The sequence below is a fragment of the Streptomyces sp. NPDC050085 genome, from assembly GCF_044460595.1.
In the GTDB taxonomy this organism is placed as follows: Bacteria; Actinomycetota; Actinomycetes; order Streptomycetales; family Streptomycetaceae; genus Streptomyces.
In genome coordinates, this window is record NZ_JBITJZ010000005.1 from 712,335 (window position 1) to 729,383 (window position 17,049).

17 protein-coding genes are annotated in these 17,049 nt (G+C 70.8%); 14 read left to right on the forward strand and 3 right to left on the reverse strand.

Features of this window, described 5'->3' with window-relative positions:
• Positions 1-23 precede the first annotated feature (23 nt).
• On the reverse strand, positions 24-998 hold the full coding sequence (locus ACIBUY_RS22910) for a carbohydrate kinase (protein WP_399153473.1): 975 nt from the start codon (positions 996-998) through the stop codon (positions 24-26).
• A gap of 474 nt (positions 999-1,472) precedes the next feature.
• Here ACIBUY_RS22910 and ACIBUY_RS22915 point away from each other — a divergent pair, with 474 nt between their 5' ends.
• Positions 1,473-1,901 carry a Rieske 2Fe-2S domain-containing protein gene (locus ACIBUY_RS22915; protein WP_399153474.1) on the forward strand — a complete coding sequence of 143 codons (429 nt, stop codon included), beginning with the start codon at positions 1,473-1,475 and terminating at the stop codon, positions 1,899-1,901.
• A gap of 12 nt (positions 1,902-1,913) precedes the next feature.
• On the opposite strand, the gene ACIBUY_RS22920 is transcribed toward ACIBUY_RS22915, so the two are convergent.
• Positions 1,914-2,885: a hypothetical protein gene (locus ACIBUY_RS22920; RefSeq protein WP_365569811.1), complete on the reverse strand. Its 972-nt coding sequence runs from the start codon at positions 2,883-2,885 to the stop codon at positions 1,914-1,916.
• Between the two features lie 270 nt (positions 2,886-3,155).
• Between ACIBUY_RS22920 and ACIBUY_RS22925 the strand changes: the two genes are divergently transcribed.
• The 11 genes from ACIBUY_RS22925 to ACIBUY_RS22975 all read left to right on the forward strand — a co-directional run bounded on the left by ACIBUY_RS22925 (position 3,156) and on the right by ACIBUY_RS22975 (position 14,198).
• On the forward strand, positions 3,156-3,773 hold the full coding sequence (locus tag ACIBUY_RS22925; RefSeq protein WP_365569814.1) for a papain-like cysteine protease family protein: 618 nt from the start codon (positions 3,156-3,158) through the stop codon (positions 3,771-3,773).
• A 5-nt stretch (positions 3,774-3,778) separates the two neighbouring features.
• Complete coding sequence (locus tag ACIBUY_RS22930; RefSeq protein ID WP_399153502.1) at positions 3,779-4,582, forward strand: hypothetical protein; 804 nt, start codon at positions 3,779-3,781, stop codon at positions 4,580-4,582.
• Between the two features lie 81 nt (positions 4,583-4,663).
• Positions 4,664-6,709 (forward strand): excinuclease ABC subunit UvrC, encoded by a 2,046-nt coding sequence (gene uvrC, locus ACIBUY_RS22935; protein ID WP_365569820.1) that lies wholly within the window; start codon positions 4,664-4,666, stop codon positions 6,707-6,709.
• Entirely contained in the window at positions 6,706-7,695 is a 990-nt protein-coding gene (gene rapZ / locus ACIBUY_RS22940; RefSeq protein WP_365569823.1) for an RNase adapter RapZ, read from the forward strand. The genes uvrC and rapZ overlap by 4 nt, the downstream gene beginning before the upstream one ends.
• Positions 7,692-8,729 carry a uridine diphosphate-N-acetylglucosamine-binding protein YvcK gene (gene yvcK, locus ACIBUY_RS22945; RefSeq protein WP_365569826.1) on the forward strand — a complete coding sequence of 346 codons (1,038 nt, stop codon included), beginning with the start codon at positions 7,692-7,694 and terminating at the stop codon, positions 8,727-8,729. Before rapZ ends, yvcK begins: the two co-directional genes overlap by 4 nt.
• Positions 8,720-9,745 carry a DNA-binding protein WhiA gene (whiA, locus tag ACIBUY_RS22950; RefSeq protein ID WP_365569829.1) on the forward strand — a complete coding sequence of 342 codons (1,026 nt, stop codon included), beginning with the start codon at positions 8,720-8,722 and terminating at the stop codon, positions 9,743-9,745. Before yvcK ends, whiA begins: the two co-directional genes overlap by 10 nt.
• 381 nt (positions 9,746-10,126) lie before the next feature.
• Positions 10,127-11,137, forward strand: a complete 1,011-nt coding sequence (gene gap, locus ACIBUY_RS22955; RefSeq protein ID WP_365569832.1) for a type I glyceraldehyde-3-phosphate dehydrogenase — start codon at positions 10,127-10,129, stop codon at positions 11,135-11,137.
• Between the two features lie 131 nt (positions 11,138-11,268).
• Positions 11,269-12,480 (forward strand): phosphoglycerate kinase, encoded by a 1,212-nt coding sequence (locus tag ACIBUY_RS22960; RefSeq protein ID WP_365569835.1) that lies wholly within the window; start codon positions 11,269-11,271, stop codon positions 12,478-12,480.
• Positions 12,481-12,486: 6 nt separating this feature from the next.
• Positions 12,487-13,263: a triose-phosphate isomerase gene (gene tpiA / locus ACIBUY_RS22965; RefSeq protein WP_365569838.1), complete on the forward strand. Its 777-nt coding sequence runs from the start codon at positions 12,487-12,489 to the stop codon at positions 13,261-13,263.
• Positions 13,264-13,401: 138 nt separating this feature from the next.
• Entirely contained in the window at positions 13,402-13,632 is a 231-nt protein-coding gene (secG, locus tag ACIBUY_RS22970) for a preprotein translocase subunit SecG (RefSeq protein WP_365569840.1), read from the forward strand.
• Positions 13,633-13,862: 230 nt separating this feature from the next.
• Entirely contained in the window at positions 13,863-14,198 is a 336-nt protein-coding gene (locus ACIBUY_RS22975) for an RNA polymerase-binding protein RbpA (protein ID WP_003976875.1), read from the forward strand.
• Positions 14,199-14,249: 51 nt separating this feature from the next.
• Here the strand turns inward: ACIBUY_RS22975 and ACIBUY_RS22980 are convergent, their stop codons facing one another.
• Positions 14,250-15,131, reverse strand: a complete 882-nt coding sequence (locus ACIBUY_RS22980; protein ID WP_365569843.1) for a MurR/RpiR family transcriptional regulator — start codon at positions 15,129-15,131, stop codon at positions 14,250-14,252.
• Between the two features lie 82 nt (positions 15,132-15,213).
• On the opposite strand from ACIBUY_RS22980, the gene ACIBUY_RS22985 reads away from it, so the two are divergent.
• Both ACIBUY_RS22985 and ACIBUY_RS22990 read left to right on the forward strand, forming a co-directional pair.
• On the forward strand, positions 15,214-16,185 hold the full coding sequence (locus ACIBUY_RS22985; RefSeq protein ID WP_399153475.1) for an N-acetylglucosamine kinase: 972 nt from the start codon (positions 15,214-15,216) through the stop codon (positions 16,183-16,185).
• A 76-nt stretch (positions 16,186-16,261) separates the two neighbouring features.
• Positions 16,262-17,026, forward strand: a complete 765-nt coding sequence (locus tag ACIBUY_RS22990) for an SIS domain-containing protein (RefSeq protein ID WP_365569849.1) — start codon at positions 16,262-16,264, stop codon at positions 17,024-17,026.
• The last annotated feature ends 23 nt before the right edge of the window (positions 17,027-17,049 follow it).

The following is a 17,049-nucleotide window of genomic DNA, read 5'->3' on the forward strand; positions in this document are numbered from 1 at the left end:
CGGCCGGGGCGAGCGTGCGCCGGTCACAGGGCCCCGAGCTCGGAGGCGAACGGGGGCTCCGCGCCCTCCCGCGAGCAGGTGATCGCCGCCGCGTGCGCCGAGAACCGCAGCAGCCGTGCCCAACCGTCCCCCTCCAGGCCCGCGACTCCCGTGGCGGACAGGGCGTTCTGCTGGGAAAGGCCGTGCAGCAGCGCCGCGTTGACGGTGTCGCCCGCGCCGATCGTGTCCACGACGTCCACCCGCTCGCCCGGTACGGAGTACACGCCGCCGCCCCTGGTGAAGGCGGTGAGCCCCTCTCCGCCACGGGTGACCACCACGGCGGCGGGCCCGGAGGCAAGCCACTCCTGAGGCGTACCACCGAGCCACTGGGCATCCTCCTCGGAGAGCTTGAGAAGGGTGGTGGACGGCAGCCAGCTCTTGAAGCGGGCGCGGTAGGAGTCCGCGTCGGCGATCAGGCCGGCCCGGATGTTCGGGTCGAGTGCGGTGAACACGCCCTGGGAGGAGGCCGAGCGCATCAGCTCTTCGTACGCGGTTGCCCCCGGCTCAAGGATCAGTGAGCAGGTGCCGAACGACACCGCACGCGTGGCCGCGGGAAGTGTGTCCGGGACCGCGAAGAGGCGGTCGGCGGTTCCCTCCATGTAGAAGGAGTAGCCGGCCGAGCCGTCCGCGCCGATGGAGGCGACGGCGAGGGTCGTCGGCTCGTCGCCCCGCTGCACGGGGGACACGTCCACGCCCGCCGAGCGCAGCCCGTCGAGCAACGCTTCGCCGAACGGGTCGCGGGAGACCCGCGAGCAGAAGGCGACGGGGGAGCCGAGCCGGCCGAGGGCCACCGCCGTGTTGTAGGGGCCGCCGCCGAGACGGGGCGCGAGAGCGGGCAGTGGGCCGGCGGCGGAGCGGGCCCGACCGGGACGATCATCGCCGTCCCCGGGGACCGCGTCTCCCGGAACCACGACCTGCGGGACGAGGTCGATCAGGGCCTCTCCGGCGACGACGATCACGGTGCTTCCTCTCGGACGGGGCGGACGGGATGGACGGGATGGATGGGACGGACGGGTCAGGCAGGTCAGGCGGGACGAGCGGGATTGACGGGCGGGCGGGCCGTGCGGAGGGCTCGGCGGGCGGACCCAGCAAGTGCCGAAGGCAGGCTAGAACGTCCGGTCTCGCGGAGCAGCACCCCTCCCCGATGCGGGCACGTATACCGCCGACACGGGCACGTCGGGCGGGGGACCGGGCAGCGTATCCGCGATCGCAGGGGCCCCACGGGGCGCCCGATTCCTCGCCGGTATCGTCTGATCTGCACCCCTGTTCCGCCTGTGTTCCGCCTGTGTTCCCCCTCGCCCCTCTGCCCTCTGCCCTCTGCCCTCTGCCCTCTGCCCTCTGCCCTCTGCCCTCTGCCCTCTGCCCTCTGCCCTCTGCCCTCTGCCCTCTGCCCTTTGCCCCCTGCCCCGGGGCAGCGCCCCTCTGGAGTTCCGATGTCCGGCACGACCCCGTCCCGCATCTCCCGTCGCACCGCCCTGCGCGGCGCAGCCGTCGCGGGGACGGCCGGGCTCGGACTGACCGCCTGTTCCGCCGGACCCGGCGAGGTGGCCGCGGCGCCCACTGCCCCGGTGGACCTGGGTGCGGCCGACGAGGTGCCCGGGGGCGGGGCGAAGCTCTTCAGGGACGAGCACGTCGTTGTCAGCCGCACCCAGGGCGGTCAGTACAAGGCGTTCAGCACGATCTGCACCCACGCGGGCTGCCCGATCGCGATGCTGAAGGGCACGGAGCTGACGTGCAACTGCCACGGCAGCAAGTTCGACGCCGTCACGGGCAAGGTGCTGCACGCCCCGGCGACGGTGCCGCTGGAGGAGTTGTCGGTGAAGGTCGAGGGCGGCAAGATCGTCGCGGGCCCGAAGAAGTAGCGCTCACCCTGCTCAGTCCCAGTCCCAGCCGATCCCGAGCAGCCCCGCCCGCACCTGCGGCTCCACCACGTGCACCGACCGGTGGTGCCCGCTCAGGGTCAGTTCCTGCCGCCCGGCGCGCGGCGCGGCCGTCGACTGCTGGGCGAAGCGGTGGCAGCGCACGGGCAGGGCGTCGTCGGCGAAGCGCACCTGGAGCGCGTACTGCCCACCGGCGAAGCTGAACCCGCGGACGTACTCGGTCGAGGCGCCCGCGGTGCCGTCCTCGAAGCCGTAGCGGAACAGATGGGTGTCACCGGCCCGCAGCCGGGTGTCGAAGAGGAGTTCCGCGACCATGACGCCGGTTCCGTCGTCCCAACGCACCCGCCCCGTGCGGCAGTTCTCCATGGCGTGCACCGCCACCTCGCCGGGCGAGCACCCGGGGTCGCCGTGGTGGATGGCCACGTAGCGGTCCACGCCGTCGCGGTGCGCTCGCACGATGTGCTGGGAATCCCGGCCGAGCAGCTCCCGGCGCGGGCCGATCCGCACCCGCTCATGGTGGCCGACGGTGTGCAGGCCGCCGTCCAGCGGCGACTCCAGTTCGCCGAGCAGCCGCTCCAGGACGCCGGACGCCTCGACGAGGGAGCGGTAGGAGCGGGCCGCCGGGCGTCCCGGCGTGGCGGTGTGCTCGGCCGGGCCGAGCAGCCGGATCAGTGACTCGTCGGGCAGTTCGAGGATCTCTTCAAGGGCGCGTACGGCCCGCATCGACTCGGGGCGCTGCGGGCGCCGCGCGCCCTGCTGCCAGTAACTGAGGCTTGTCACACCGACCTTGATGCCCTGGCGCGACAGATGGTGCTGCACCCGGTGCAGCGGCAGGCGCCGTGCGGCGATCGCGGCCCGCAGGGCGAGGTGGAACGGTCCGGTGCGCAGGGCCGCTTCCAAGGTCGGGGTCCGGTCCGCCTTCTGGTGTCGTTCGCCGGGTTCCTTGTGCCGTTCGCCGAGCCGCATCCGGGCCTCCTGCTTGTCGCGCCCCGCGCGTGGGCGGCCGCTGTGAACATTCACATCGCCGGACCACGGCGTTCGCGCCGGTCGGAGTGGGGCGGCTGGTCGCTGTACGTGAGTTGTTCACATCCGTACGACGTCGTTCACCGCTCCAAGTCACCCGGCATTGAAGCGTGTTGACCTGCACTCGACAAGGCTCAATGCTCGTCATCGCGTCCGGACGCGCTCCTCCACCCCTCAGAGCCTGTCTTTGAACCCCGCTTCGGGAGGACCGCGATGCGCAGCACGAACACCCGACCACGAACAGGCGCCACCCGCCGCAGACGCCTTCGCCTGGCCGCCCTCGCGGTCACGGCGACGGCGGCCCTGACCCTGCCGACCGCCGGCGCGCACGCCGACGACACCTCGGCCCTCGCCACCAAGCGCCTGAACATCACCATGCAGGCGCAGCAGAAGACCAACTGGTGCTGGGCCGCCAGCGGCAACACCATCGCCACCTGGTTCGGCCGAGGCTATTCGCAGAACCAGTTCTGCAACGCCGCCTTCGGCCGCTCCCAGGGCAGCGAGTGCCCCAACTACCAGGCCACGCTCGGCAATGTGCAGGACGGTCTGTCCTGGGCGGGCATCAACCCCGGTTCGTACGTGACCGGTTGGCTGCGCTACTCGACCGTACAGACGGAGATCAACGCGAACCGCCCCGTCGAGACCCGCATCCAATGGTCAAGCGGCGGTGGCCACATGCACGTCCTGTACGGCTACGACGACGCGAACAGCTGGGTCTACTGGGGCGATCCCTGGCCCTCGAACGACCGCTACAACTGGGCGTCCCACGACTGGTACATCAGCAACAACTCGTTCTCCTGGACCCACTCGCTGTACCGGATCGGGGCGTGAGCGCGATGCGACGACGGATCACTGCCCCCGCGCTCGCCGGCACCGGCGCGGCCCTCCTGCTCGGCCTCGCGGCCCCGTACGCGGCGGCGGAGCCCCCGCCCGTGCCCGCCCACGCGCGCGTGGCGGCCCACGACGCGGCGACGACACCGGGCGCACTGAACACGCTCTCCCGCTTCTTCGCCCGCGACGGTGCGGTCACCAGAGCGGCCGCCGCGCCCCGCATAGAAGGCGAAAGCGCCGTACCCGTCTACTACTTGTCTCGCGATTTCGTCGCGGGCAAGAAGGGAGCGGATATCGCCGAGCTGGAATTCCTCGCCTCCAAGGCGGTGTCTTCGGACGGCCAGAAAGCATCCCTGTGGACCGTCGAACAACAGGGCACCTGGAAGGTGGTCAACATCGCCTCCGGAGACGACGAGATCCGGTACGCGACACTCGGGCAGCAGAAGATGCCGGGCGGCACGGTCTTCCAGGAACCGCAGATCAACGCCTGGTACGTGGCAGGGCACGCGCGCGTAGTGCCTCTCGACGCGGACGCGGTACGGGCCGTCGGCCGCGACGGCATCTCGCTCACCGCCTACCGTTCCCGGGTCGCCAGGGCCTACGGCGACAAGCTGCCCGGCTCCGCCTACGCCAAGAAGGGTGCGGCAGGCGGCTACGGACAGCCGTCCGCCGGTGACGGCCGGGGCCGGGCCGCGGGCGAAGGGGCACGCGGCCCCGTCACCGCGGCCTCCGCAGTGGCCGGCGCCGGAGCCGCGGTGGCCCTGGGCCTGAGCGGCCTCGCCCTGTACCGCCGCCGCAGCCGGATCTGACCCCGCCGCGGTCCCGGGGTGCCCGGCCCCACCTGCGCCGGGCACCCCGAACTGTCACACCCCGCCAGTAGGGTGTCTGACATGGCCGACCCCTCCAGCTACCGCCCCAAGCCGGGACAGATTCCCGACTCCCCAGGGGTGTACAGGTTCCGCGACGAGCACCGCCGGGTGATCTACGTCGGAAAGGCGAAGAGCCTGCGCCAGCGCCTGGCGAACTACTTCCAGGACCTGGCGAACCTGCACCCCCGCACGCGCACCATGGTCACCACGGCCGCCTCCGTGGAGTGGACGGTGGTGTCCACGGAGGTCGAGGCGCTGCAGCTGGAGTACTCCTGGATCAAGGAGTACGACCCCCGGTTCAACGTCAAGTACCGCGACGACAAGAGCTATCCGTACCTCGCGGTGACGATGAACGAGGAGTACCCGCGGGTCCAGGTGATGCGCGGTCAGAAGAAGAAGGGCGTGCGCTACTTCGGTCCTTACGGGCACGCGTGGGCGATCCGCGACACCGTGGACCTCCTGCTGCGCGTCTTTCCCGTACGCACGTGCTCCGCGGGCGTGTTCAAGAACGCGGCACGCACCGGCCGCCCCTGCCTCCTCGGCTACATCGGCAAGTGCTCGGCCCCCTGCGTGGGCCGCGTCACCCCGGACGAACACCGCGAACTGGCCGAGGAGTTCTGCGACTTCATGGCCGGGCGCACGGGGACGTACATCCGTCGCCTGGAGAAGGACATGACGGCCGCCGCCGAAGAGATGGAGTACGAGCGCGCGGCCCGCCTGCGGGACGACATCGAGGCCTTGAAGAAGGCCATGGAGAAGAGTGCCGTCGTCCTCGCCGACGCCACCGACGCGGACCTCATCGCCCTCGCCGAGGACGAGTTGGAGGCCGCCGTCCAGATCTTCCACGTACGAGGCGGGCGCGTGCGCGGCCAGCGCGGCTGGGTCACCGACAAGGTCGAGGCCGTCACCAGCGGCGACCTCGTGGAGCACGCGCTGCAGCAGCTCTACGGGGAGGAGACCGGGGACTCCGTCCCCAAGGAGGTCCTCGTCCCGGCGCTGCCCGAGCCCCTGGAGCCCGTCCAGGCCTGGCTCACCGAGCGCCGCGGGGCGAGCGTGTCCCTGCGCATCCCGCAGCGCGGGGACAAGAAGGCCCTCATGGAGACGGTGCACAGGAACGCGCAGCAGTCGCTGGCCCTGCACAAGACCAAGCGGGCCTCCGACCTCACCACGCGCTCGCGCGCGCTGGAGGAGATCGCCGAGGCCCTCGACCTGGACAGCGCCCCGCTGCGCATCGAGTGCTACGACATCTCGCACCTCCAGGGCGACGACGTCGTCGCGTCCATGGTGGTCTTCGAGGACGGCCTCGCCCGCAAGAGCGAGTACCGCCGCTTCCAGATCAAGGGCTTCGAGGGCCAGGACGACGTCCGCTCCATGCACGAGGTGATCACGCGCCGCTTCAAGCGCTACCTCGCCGCCCAGGAGAAGTCGGGGGAGTGGACCGACGGCGAGACGGACGACGAGACCGAGCAGGAGTCCCGGCTCACCGAGGACGACGGGCGCCCCAAGAAGTTCGCGTACCCGCCGCAGCTCGTGGTGGTCGACGGCGGCCAGCCGCAGGTGGCCGCCGCCCAGCGCGCCCTGGACGACCTCGGCATCGACGACATCGCGGTGTGCGGCCTCGCCAAGCGCCTCGAGGAGGTCTGGGTGCCCGAGGAGGACGACCCGGTGGTGCTGCCCCGCACCAGCGAGGGCCTGTACCTCCTGCAGCGCGTCCGCGACGAGGCCCACCGCTTCGCGATCACCTATCAGCGCACCAAGCGGGCCAAGCGCTTCAAGGCGGGCCCCCTGGACGAGGTGCCGGGCCTCGGCGATGCGCGCAAACAGGCGCTGGTCAAGCACTTCGGTTCGGTGAAGCGGCTCAGGTCCGCCACAATCGAGCAGATCTGCGAGGTTCCCGGCATAGGCCGCAAGACCGCCGAGACGATCGTGGCGGCCTTCGCGCAGGCGGCCCCCGTGGCGCCCGCGGTGAACACGGCCACCGGAGAGATCATGGAAGACGAAGACGACACCGCACCGCCGGCGACCACGGGCGGCACAGCGGAAGAACAACGGGGGCAGGAGCCATGAGCGAGCACGAGCAGGACAGCAGCGACACCAGCGGCACGGCGGACAGCCCCGCACAACCGGAGCACGGAGCACAGGTGAGTACCGGCACAGGCGCGACCATCGAGACCTCGGGCGTCCCGGACGCCGTCATCCCCGAATTGGTGATCATCTCCGGCATGTCGGGCGCGGGCCGCTCCACGGCAGCGAAGTGTCTGGAGGACCTCGGCTGGTTCGTCGTGGACAACCTGCCGCCCGCGCTGATCCCCACCATGGTGGAGCTCGGCGCCCGCTCGCAGGGCAACGTCGCACGGATCGCCGTGGTCGTCGACGTACGAGGACGACGCTTCTTCGACAACCTCCGGGAGTCGCTCGCCGACCTCGAGTCCAAGCACGTCACGCGCCGCATCGTCTTCCTGGAGTCCTCCGACGAGGCCCTGGTGCGCCGCTTCGAGTCGGTGCGCCGCCCGCACCCCCTGCAGGGCGACGGCCGCATCGTCGACGGCATCGCCGCCGAGCGCGAGTTGCTGCGCGAACTGCGCGGCGACGCCGACCTCGTCATCGACACCTCCAGCCTGAACGTGCACGAGCTGCGCGCCAAGATGGACGCCCAGTTCGCGGGCGAGGAGGAGCCCGAACTGCGGGCCACCGTCATGTCGTTCGGCTTCAAGTACGGCCTGCCGGTCGACGCCGACCTCGTCGTCGACATGCGCTTCCTGCCGAACCCGCACTGGGTCCCGGAGCTGCGCCCCTTCACCGGCCTGAACGAAGAAGTCGCGAACTACGTCTACTCGCAGCCCGGCGCCAAGGAGTTCCTCGACCGCTACACCGAGCTGCTCCAGCTGATCGCGGCCGGCTACCGCCGCGAGGGCAAGCGGTACGTGACCATCGCCGTCGGCTGCACCGGAGGCAAGCACCGCTCCGTGGCGACCTCCGAGAAGCTGGCCGCCCGGCTCGCCGCGCAGGGCGTGGAGACCGTGGTCGTCCACCGGGACATGGGCCGCGAATGACGGGACGTACGCTGCGGCTCACCAGCCGGCTGCGCAGCAGGTCCGCACCGCCGAGCCGCCGCAAGGGCGCGACCCCCAAGGTCGTCGCCCTCGGCGGGGGCATGGGCCTGTCCGCGTCGCTGGCCGCGCTGCGCCGCATCACGGGCGACCTCACGGCGGTCGTCACGGTCGCCGACGACGGCGGCTCCAGCGGCCGCCTCCGCGACGAGCTGGGCGTCCTGCCGCCCGGCGACCTGCGCAAGGCGCTCGCGGCCCTGTGCGGCGACGACGACTGGGGCCAGACCTGGGCCCGCGTCATCCAGCACCGCTTCCAGTCCAAGGGCGACCTGCACGAGCACGCGGTCGGCAATCTGCTGATCGTCGCCCTGTGGGAGCAGCTCGGCGACCACGTCCAGGCCCTCGACCTCGTCGGCAGGCTGCTCGGCGCCCACGGCCGCGTGCTGCCCATGTCCGCGGTCCCCCTGGAGCTGCAGGCGCTGGTCAGGGGCCACGACCCGGCGCACCCGGACGCCATCACCACGGTCCGCGGCCAGGCCACGGTCGCCCTCACACCCGGTGAGGTGCAGTCCGTCCACGTGGTGCCGCACGACCCGCCGGCCGTCCCCGAGGCGGTCGCCGCCGTGCTCGACGCGGACTGGGTGGTGCTCGGTCCCGGCTCCTGGTTCTCGTCCGTGATCCCGCACCTGCTCGTGCCCGAACTGCTCGACGCGCTCGTCGAGACGAAGGCCCGCCGGGTCCTCTCGCTCAACCTCGCCCCGCAACCCGGAGAAACCGAAGGGTTCTCACCGCAGCGTCATTTGGAGGTTTTGGGACGACACGCCCCTAAACTCGCCCTGGACGTGGTGCTGGCCGACGAGGCCGCCGTGCCCGACCGCGAAGAGCTCGTCGACTCCGCCATGGAGCGTTTCGGTGCCGCGGTCGAGCTGGCGCCGGTAGCCAGGCCCGACGGGACTCCGAGGCACGATCCGGAGCTGTTGGCCGCCGCGTACGACCGTATTTTTCGGATGCATGGAAGGATCGGCCCATGGCGATGACGGCAGCGGTGAAGGACGAGATCTCCCGGCTCCCCGTCACCCGGACCTGCTGCAGAAAGGCCGAGGTCTCGGCCATTTTGCGGTTTGCGGGCGGCCTTCACCTGGTGAGCGGACGCATCGTGATCGAGGCGGAGCTGGACACCGCGATGGCCGCACGGCGGCTCAAGCGCGACATTCTTGAGATCTTCGGGCACAGCTCGGAGCTGATCGTGATGGCGCCCGGCGGGCTGCGCCGCGGCTCGCGCTTCGTCGTCCGCGTGGTCGCGGGCGGCGACCAACTGGCGCGCCAGACAGGCCTGGTGGACGGCCGCGGCCGCCCGATCCGGGGCCTTCCGCCGCAGGTGGTCTCGGGGGCCACCTGCGACGCCGAGGCGGCCTGGCGCGGTGCGTTCCTGGCCCACGGCTCGCTCACCGAGCCCGGGCGCTCCAGCTCGCTCGAGGTGACCTGCCCGGGCCCGGAGGCCGCGCTCGCCCTGGTCGGGGCCGCGCGCCGGCTCTCGATCGCCGCGAAGGCCCGCGAGGTGCGCGGCGTGGACCGGGTGGTCGTCCGTGACGGCGACGCGATCGGCGCCCTGCTCACCCGGATGGGCGCACACGAGTCGGTACTGGCCTGGGAGGAGCGGCGGATGCGCCGCGAGGTCCGCGCCACGGCCAACCGCCTCGCCAATTTCGACGACGCGAACCTGCGCCGCTCGGCCCGCGCGGCGGTCGCCGCCGGGGCCCGGGTGCAGCGCGCCCTGGAGATCCTCGCCGACGAGGTGCCCGAGCACCTCGCGGCCGCCGGACGGCTGCGCATGGAGCACAAGCAGGCCTCCCTGGAGGAGCTGGGCGCGCTCGCCGACCCGCCGTTGACCAAGGACGCGGTCGCGGGCCGCATCCGCCGTCTGCTGGCCATGGCCGACAAGCGGGCGCAGGACCTCGGCATCCCCGGCACGGAGTCGAACCTCGGCGAGGACCTGGCCGAGGACCTTGCGGAGGACCTCAGCGAAGAGATGGCGGACAACTTGGCGGGCTGACCCGCCCCGGCATCCCGCCGCCCCCCCCGCATCCACGGAATAGCCCCGGAAAGCCGGTGGTCGTGCCCATCAGGGCGTGACCACCGGCTTTTCACTGCGCCCGAAGTGCGCCCGAACTGCGTCTGAACTGCGCCCGGCCGCACCATTCACCGCGCTCATCAGAATGACCCCGCGCTCAATTAGCGAGTGATCGGCTTCGAAATACCCGGGAAATACGCGGAACCTCGTACGTTACTGGTGAGTAAGGCCTGCTGTGCCCCGCATAAAGACGCTCGATGTCACCCCGAGCCCTTATGGGAGGTAGGGTCGGAGGCGGTCGGGGACATCCCAATAAATCTCGCCGGCGTCGAAACTCCGGCGTACCAACGAGGAGATCGGTTCGTGACGATCCGCGTAGGCATCAACGGCTTTGGCCGCATCGGTCGTAACTACTTCCGCGCGCTGCTGGAGCAGGGTGCGGACATCGAGATCGTGGCTGTCAACGACCTTGGTGACACCGCGACCACCGCGCACCTCCTGAAGTACGACACCATCCTGGGCCGTCTCAAGGCCGAGGTGTCGCACACCGAGGACACCATCACCGTCGACGGTCACACCATCAAGGTGCTGTCCGAGCGCAACCCCGCCGACATCCCCTGGGGTCAGCTGGGCGTCGACATCGTCATCGAGTCGACCGGCATCTTCACCAAGAAGGCCGACGCCGAGAAGCACATCGCCGGTGGCGCCAAGAAGGTCCTCATCTCGGCTCCGGCCAAGGACGAGGACATCACCATCGTGATGGGCGTCAACCAGGACAAGTACGAGCCGGCCAACCACCACGTCATCTCGAACGCGTCGTGCACCACCAACTGTGTGGCGCCGATGGCCAAGGTTCTCGACGAGAACTTCGGCATCGTCAAGGGCCTGATGACGACGGTCCACGCGTACACGAACGACCAGCGCATCCTGGACTTCCCGCACTCGGACCTGCGCCGCGCCCGCGCCGCCGCCGAGAACATCATCCCGACCACGACGGGTGCCGCCAAGGCCACCGCCCTGGTGCTCCCGCAGCTGAAGGGCAAGCTGGACGGCATCGCCATGCGCGTCCCGGTTCCCACCGGCTCGGCCACCGACCTGGTCGTGGAGCTGCAGCGCGAGGTCACCAAGGACGAGGTCAACGCCGCGTTCAAGAAGGCCGCCGACGGTGGCGACCTCAAGGGCATCCTGTTCTACACCGAGGACCCGATCGTGTCCTCGGACATCGTCAGCGACCCGGCCTCCTGCACCTTCGACTCCTCCCTGACCATGGTCCAGGAGGGCAAGACGGTGAAGATCCTCGGCTGGTACGACAACGAGTGGGGCTACTCCAACCGCCTCGTGGACCTGACGGTCTTCGTCGGCGGCCAGCTCTAAAGTCTTAGAGCAGCAAGGCACTCAGATGTGAGCGAAGGGTCCGGACCCGCGCGACGCCGCGCGACAGTCCGGGCCCTTTGCACGTCAGAGCACGCCAGCCTCAAGCCTTACGCCTCACAAGGAGTCGAGTCATGAAGACGATTGAGGAACTTCTCGCCGAAGGGGTCGACGGCAAGCGGGTGTTCGTCCGCGCCGACCTCAATGTGCCGCTGGCCGACGGCCTGATCACCGACGACGGCCGCATCCGCGCCGTCCTGCCCACCGTCAAGGCCCTGGCCGACGCGGGCGCCAAGGTCATCGTCGCCTCCCACCTGGGCCGCCCCAAGAGCGCGTCGGACGTGCAGTTCTCGCTGCTGCCCGCCGCCGAGCGGCTCGCCGAACTCCTCGGCAAGCCGGTCGCGTTCGCCCAGGACACGGTCGGCCCCGCCGCGCACGACGCGGTGAACGGCCTCGAGCCGGGCCAGGTCGCCGTCATCGAGAACCTGCGCTTCAACGCCGGTGAGACGAGCAAGGACGACACCGAGCGCGGCGAGTTCGCCGACCGGCTCGCCGCCCTTGCCGATGTCTACGTGGGCGACGGTTTCGGTGCGGTGCACCGCAAGCACGCTTCCGTGTACGACCTTCCGAAGCAGCTGCCGCACTACGCCGGCTACCTCATCGCCACCGAGGTCGGCGTCCTGAAGAAGCTCACCGACGACGTCAAGCGCCCCTACGTGGTCGCGCTCGGCGGCGCCAAGGTCTCCGACAAGCTGGCCGTCATCGACCAGCTGCTCGGCAAGGCCGACCGCCTCCTCATCGGCGGTGGCATGGCGTACACGTTCCTCAAGGCCAAGGGCTACGAGGTCGGCATCTCACTCCTCCAGGAGGACCAGGTCCCGGTCGTCACCGAGTACATGAAGCGCGCCGAGCAGAACGGCGTGGAGCTCGTGCTGCCGGTGGACGTCCTGGTGTCGACGGAGTTCCCCGACCTCAAGGGCAAGACGCCGGCCAACCCCTCCACCGTCGCCGCGGATGCCATCCCGGCCGACCAGGAGGGCCTGGACATCGGTCCGGAGACCCGCAAGCTGTACGCCTCGAAGCTCGCCGACGCCCAGACCGTGTTCTGGAACGGGCCGATGGGCGTCTTCGAGCACCCCGACTACGCCGAGGGCACCAAGGCGGTCGCCCAGGCCCTCATCGACGCCCCGGGCTTCACCGTGGTGGGCGGCGGCGACTCCGCCGCGGCGGTCCGTACCCTGGGCTTCGACGAGAACGCATTCGGCCACATCTCGACCGGTGGCGGCGCCTCCCTCGAATACCTCGAGGGCAAGACGCTCCCCGGCCTCGCCGCACTGGAGGACTGACCCTCAATGACCACCCGTACGCCGCTGATGGCGGGCAACTGGAAGATGAACCTCAACCACCTCGAGGCCATCGCCCACGTCCAGAAGCTCGCCTTCGCCCTCGCGGACAAGGACTACGAGGCCGTCGAGGTCGCCGTTCTGCCGCCCTTCACCGACCTGCGCTCCGTGCAGACCCTGGTCGACGGCGACAAGCTCAAGATCAAGTACGGCGCCCAGGACGTCTCGGCGCAGGACTCCGGTGCCTACACCGGCGAGATCTCGGGCCCGATGCTCGCCAAGCTCAAGTGCACGTACGTCGCGATCGGTCACTCCGAGCGCCGGCAGTACCACAACGAGACCGACGAGATCGTCAACGCCAAGGTGAAGGCCGCCTACAAGCACGGCCTGACCCCGATCCTGTGCGTCGGCGAGGAGCTCGACGTGCGCGAGGCGGGCAACCACGTCTCCCACACGCTCAGCCAGGTCGAGGGCGGCCTCAAGGACCTGCCCGCCGAGCAGGCCGAGACCATCGTCATCGCCTACGAGCCGGTGTGGGCCATCGGCACCGGCAAGGTGTGCGGCTCGGACGACGCGCAGGAGGTCTGCGCGGCGATCCGCGGCAAGCTCGCCGAGCTGTACTCGCAGGACGTGGCCGACAAGATCCGCATCCAGTACGGCGGTTCGGTGAAGTCGGGCAACGTCGCGGAGATCATGGCCAAGCCCGACATCGACGGTGCACTGATCGGCGGCGCCTCGCTGGACGTGGACGAGTTCGTCAAGATCGTCCGTTTCCACGAGCAGTGATCGAGCACTGATCGTCGGCTGGCGCGACCTGTGAGTATGCGCTAGCGGCGATACGACGTACCCTTGCGGGGCCGAGGCTCTTTCGAGCTTCGGCCCCGTCGTCCGAATAAGTCCGAGGAAGTTGGTCCAGCCGTGGTTATGGGGTTCTCGATCGCCCTGATCGTCTTCAGCCTGCTGCTGATGCTCCTTGTGCTGATGCACAAGGGAAAGGGTGGCGGCCTCTCCGACATGTTCGGTGGCGGCATGCAGTCCTCCGTCGGCGGCTCCTCGGTCGCCGAGCGGAACCTGGACCGGATCACGATCGTGATCGGTCTGCTCTGGTTCGCCTGCATCGTCGTGCTCGGCATCCTTATGAAGGTCAACAACTGACCCTCGGCCGCCAAGCGTCGCTTCGACTCGTTACAACTGCACATTGCTCACGTAAGGCCCCATGTCCGGTACGCGCTCAACAACGCGGCCTATCATGGGGCTTGCGTCTAGGGGCGGGGATGTAACTCCGATCACTGGACGCGCGTTGGGCCTTACGTAGACTGAGGCGCTCCGCGGCGAAGCGAGACGCCGACACGCTTCGCGGCACCATTACGCAGGGAGTTACGACCGTGGCAAGTGGCAACGCGATCCGAGGAAGTCGGGTCGGGGCGGGGCCGATGGGCGAGGCCGAGCGCGGCGAGTCCGCGCCACGCCTGCGCATCTCCTTCTGGTGCTCGAACGGGCACGAGACGCAGCCGAGCTTCGCCTCCGACGCGCAGGTGCCGGAGACCTGGGACTGTCCGCGCTGCGGATTCCCGGCCGGACAGGACCGGGACAATCCGCCGGACCCGCCGCGCACCGAGCCCTACAAGACGCACCTCGCGTACGTACGGGAGCGGCGCAGCGACGCGGACGGCGAGGCCATCCTCGCCGAGGCGCTCGCGAAACTGCGGGGCGAGATCTAGAAGTCGAGGACCGGCCGGGTGCCCTTTGCGGGTGCCCGGCCGGTTCGGGTTTCACGTGCGGCGGCGCGGGCGGGCCGCGTGCTCCTCGGAGATGTGTGCCGTGAGCGCGATCGACGCGGTCGCCCGGTCGTACGTCAGCTGCGCCACGCGCGCGTAGAGGCAGTCCAGGATCAGCAGCGCCGAGTGCCGGGCGCCGAAGCTGCCGCGCCTGAAGCTCGTCTCGGCCGCCGTCCACGTCAGATGCACCGCGGCGGCCTGGGCGACGGGGGAGCGCGGGTCGCCGGTGACCGCGATCGTCGTGGCCCCGCGCTCGGCGGCGAGCCGCAGCGGGCCGAGCACCTCGCGGGTGCGGCCCGAGTGGGACAGCGCCACGGCGGCGTCCGCGGGCGTCAGCAGCGCCGCCGAGGTCTCCGCGGCGTGCACCTCGGTCCAGCCGCGGGCCGGCATCCCGATCCCGAAGAGCCTGGCCTCCGTCTCGCGCGCGAGGATCCCCGAGCCGCCCACCCCGTAGACGTCGATGCGCCGGGCCCTGGCGAGGGCCTGGGCCGCGGCTTCGAGGGCGGTGCGGTCGAGCTGGTCCCGGGTGCTGCGCAGCGCCTGGAGGTCCGCGTGGGCGACGACCGAGATCAGCTGCTCCAGATCGTCGTCCGGGCCGATGTCGGGGCCGAGGGGACGGTCCTCGGGAGCGGCCGGGCCGATGGTCTCCTGCTCGCCCTGTTCCTTGGCGAGTTCGAGCAGCAGCCGCTGGTACGTCTCCAGGCCGAGCGCCTGGCAGAACCGGGTGACGGTGGCCTGCGACGTGCCGGTGCGGCGCCCCAGGTCGGCCGCGGAGGTCCCGGCGACCGCCGCCGGGTCGGCCAGCACGTATGCGCCGACCTTGCGCAACGACCCGCTGAGCGTGGGCAGTTCGGAGCGGATCCGGGCTGTGATCATGCGGGTGACTCCCGGCTGGGGTGGATGGATTCCCGGCGGTCCAGGTGTTGTCCTGCGCTGAATCTATCAATCATCATGCGGTGTGCTCACTGAATCCATCGATCAATACGCCGCTCCGCTCGCCGTCGGGATCGACGCCGGAGGCACCCGGGTGCGGGCCCGCTGTGAGGACGCGGAAGGGCGGCTCGTCGGCTCCGGGCACGGTGGTCCGGGCAACGCGCTGAGCGTCGGGCGCCCCACGCTCGTACGGAATCTGGAGCAGGCCCTGGCGCAGGCCGTGCCCGAGCCGCTGCGGCGGGCGGTGGCCGGTGTCGTCGGCGGGTTCGCGGGCGGGGGCGGCGTCGCGGAGGACTGTCTGGCCGAGGCGCTGGCCGGGATCGGGGTGGACGCCGCGGTGCGTACGTACGGCGACGTCGAGGTGGCCTGCGCGGCGGGGCCCGGCGCCCCGGCCGACGGGCTGGTGCTGATCGCGGGCACCGGCGCGGTCGCGGCCCGGATCGCAGGCAGGCGCACCGTGCGGGTCGTGGACGGCGACGGCTGGCTGCTCGGCGACACCGGCAGCGGGTTCTGGCTCGGCCGGCAGGCGCTGAGCAGCGCGCTGCGGGCGGTGGACGGCCGCGCGGAGTGGGGCCCGCTGGTGACGCTGGTGCTCGACCGGGTGGTGCCGGGCCTCGGCGACCCGTCGCTCGACTGGACCGACCGGCACCGCCTCAAGCAGGCGATCGCGACCTGGGCCTATGCGCAACGCCCCGTCGTCCTCGCGGAGTTGAGCCCTCTCGTGGTCACCGCGGCCGATCGGGGGGACGTATGGGCGCGGCAGTTGCTCGACGAGGCGGCTCGTCAACTGGCCGAGACGGTCGGGGTGTTGGAGCCCGTGCCCAGTGAACCGCTGGTCGTCACCGGAGGGTTGCTCGGTCCCGGTGGCCCGCTGGGGGAGCGGCTGCTCGAGGCCGTGGAGCCGTTGGGCCTGGCCTGCTCCGCCGTGCCCGACGGGGTCGGCGGCGCGGTGGCCCTGGCCCGGCTGCTGGCCACCGAATCGCCGGGGACGTCTTGACGGCATCTCCGGCTTGGCTCAGTCTTTCATCTCGTACGCGATGAACTGAATCATTGAACCGAAGGTGGTCGGGGTCATGACGGAACAGCGGCTCGGCGCGGGCGAGTTGGCGGACCAGGTGCGCGAGCACGTCGAGCGGGCCGTCGCCACCAACAAGGAGGGCGTCGCGGCCGCGGCCCGGCTGATCGCGGACTGCGTCGCCGCCGACGGTGTCGTGCACGCCTTCGGCACGGGCCACTCCCAGGCCACCGCGCTGGAGATCTCCGGGCGCGCGGGCGGCCTCATCCCCACCACCCGGATCGCCCTGCACGACCTGGTGCTGCGCGGCGGCGAGGACCGCGAGGTGCTCGCCGACCCGCTCCTGGAGCGCCGCCCCGGGCTCGCCGCCCGCCTCTACGAGCTGAGCACCCCGCGCCCCCAGGACCTGTTCGTGATCATCTCGAACTCGGGCGTCAACAACTCGATCGTCGACATGGCCCTCCTGGTCAAGGACAAGGGGCACGCGCTGATCGCTCTCACCTCGCTGGAGCACACCCGCTCCGTCCCCGCCCTGCACGCGAGCGGCAGCCGCCTCGCCGACCACGCCGACGCCGTCCTCGACAACTGCGCGCCCACCGGCGACGCGATCCTGCCGCTGCCCGACGGAGGCAGGCTCTGCGGCGTCTCCACCATCACCTCCGCGCTGCTCGTGCAGATGGTGGTGGCCGAGGCCGTCGCCCTGCTGCTCGCCGAGGGCCACGAGCCGCCCGTCTACGTCTCCGCGAACCTGCCCGGCGGCTTCGAACGCAACGGCCGACTCGAGGATCACTACACGGGGCGCCTGCACCGCGGCGGCCACTGACCCGGTTCCGGACAGACCTCTCA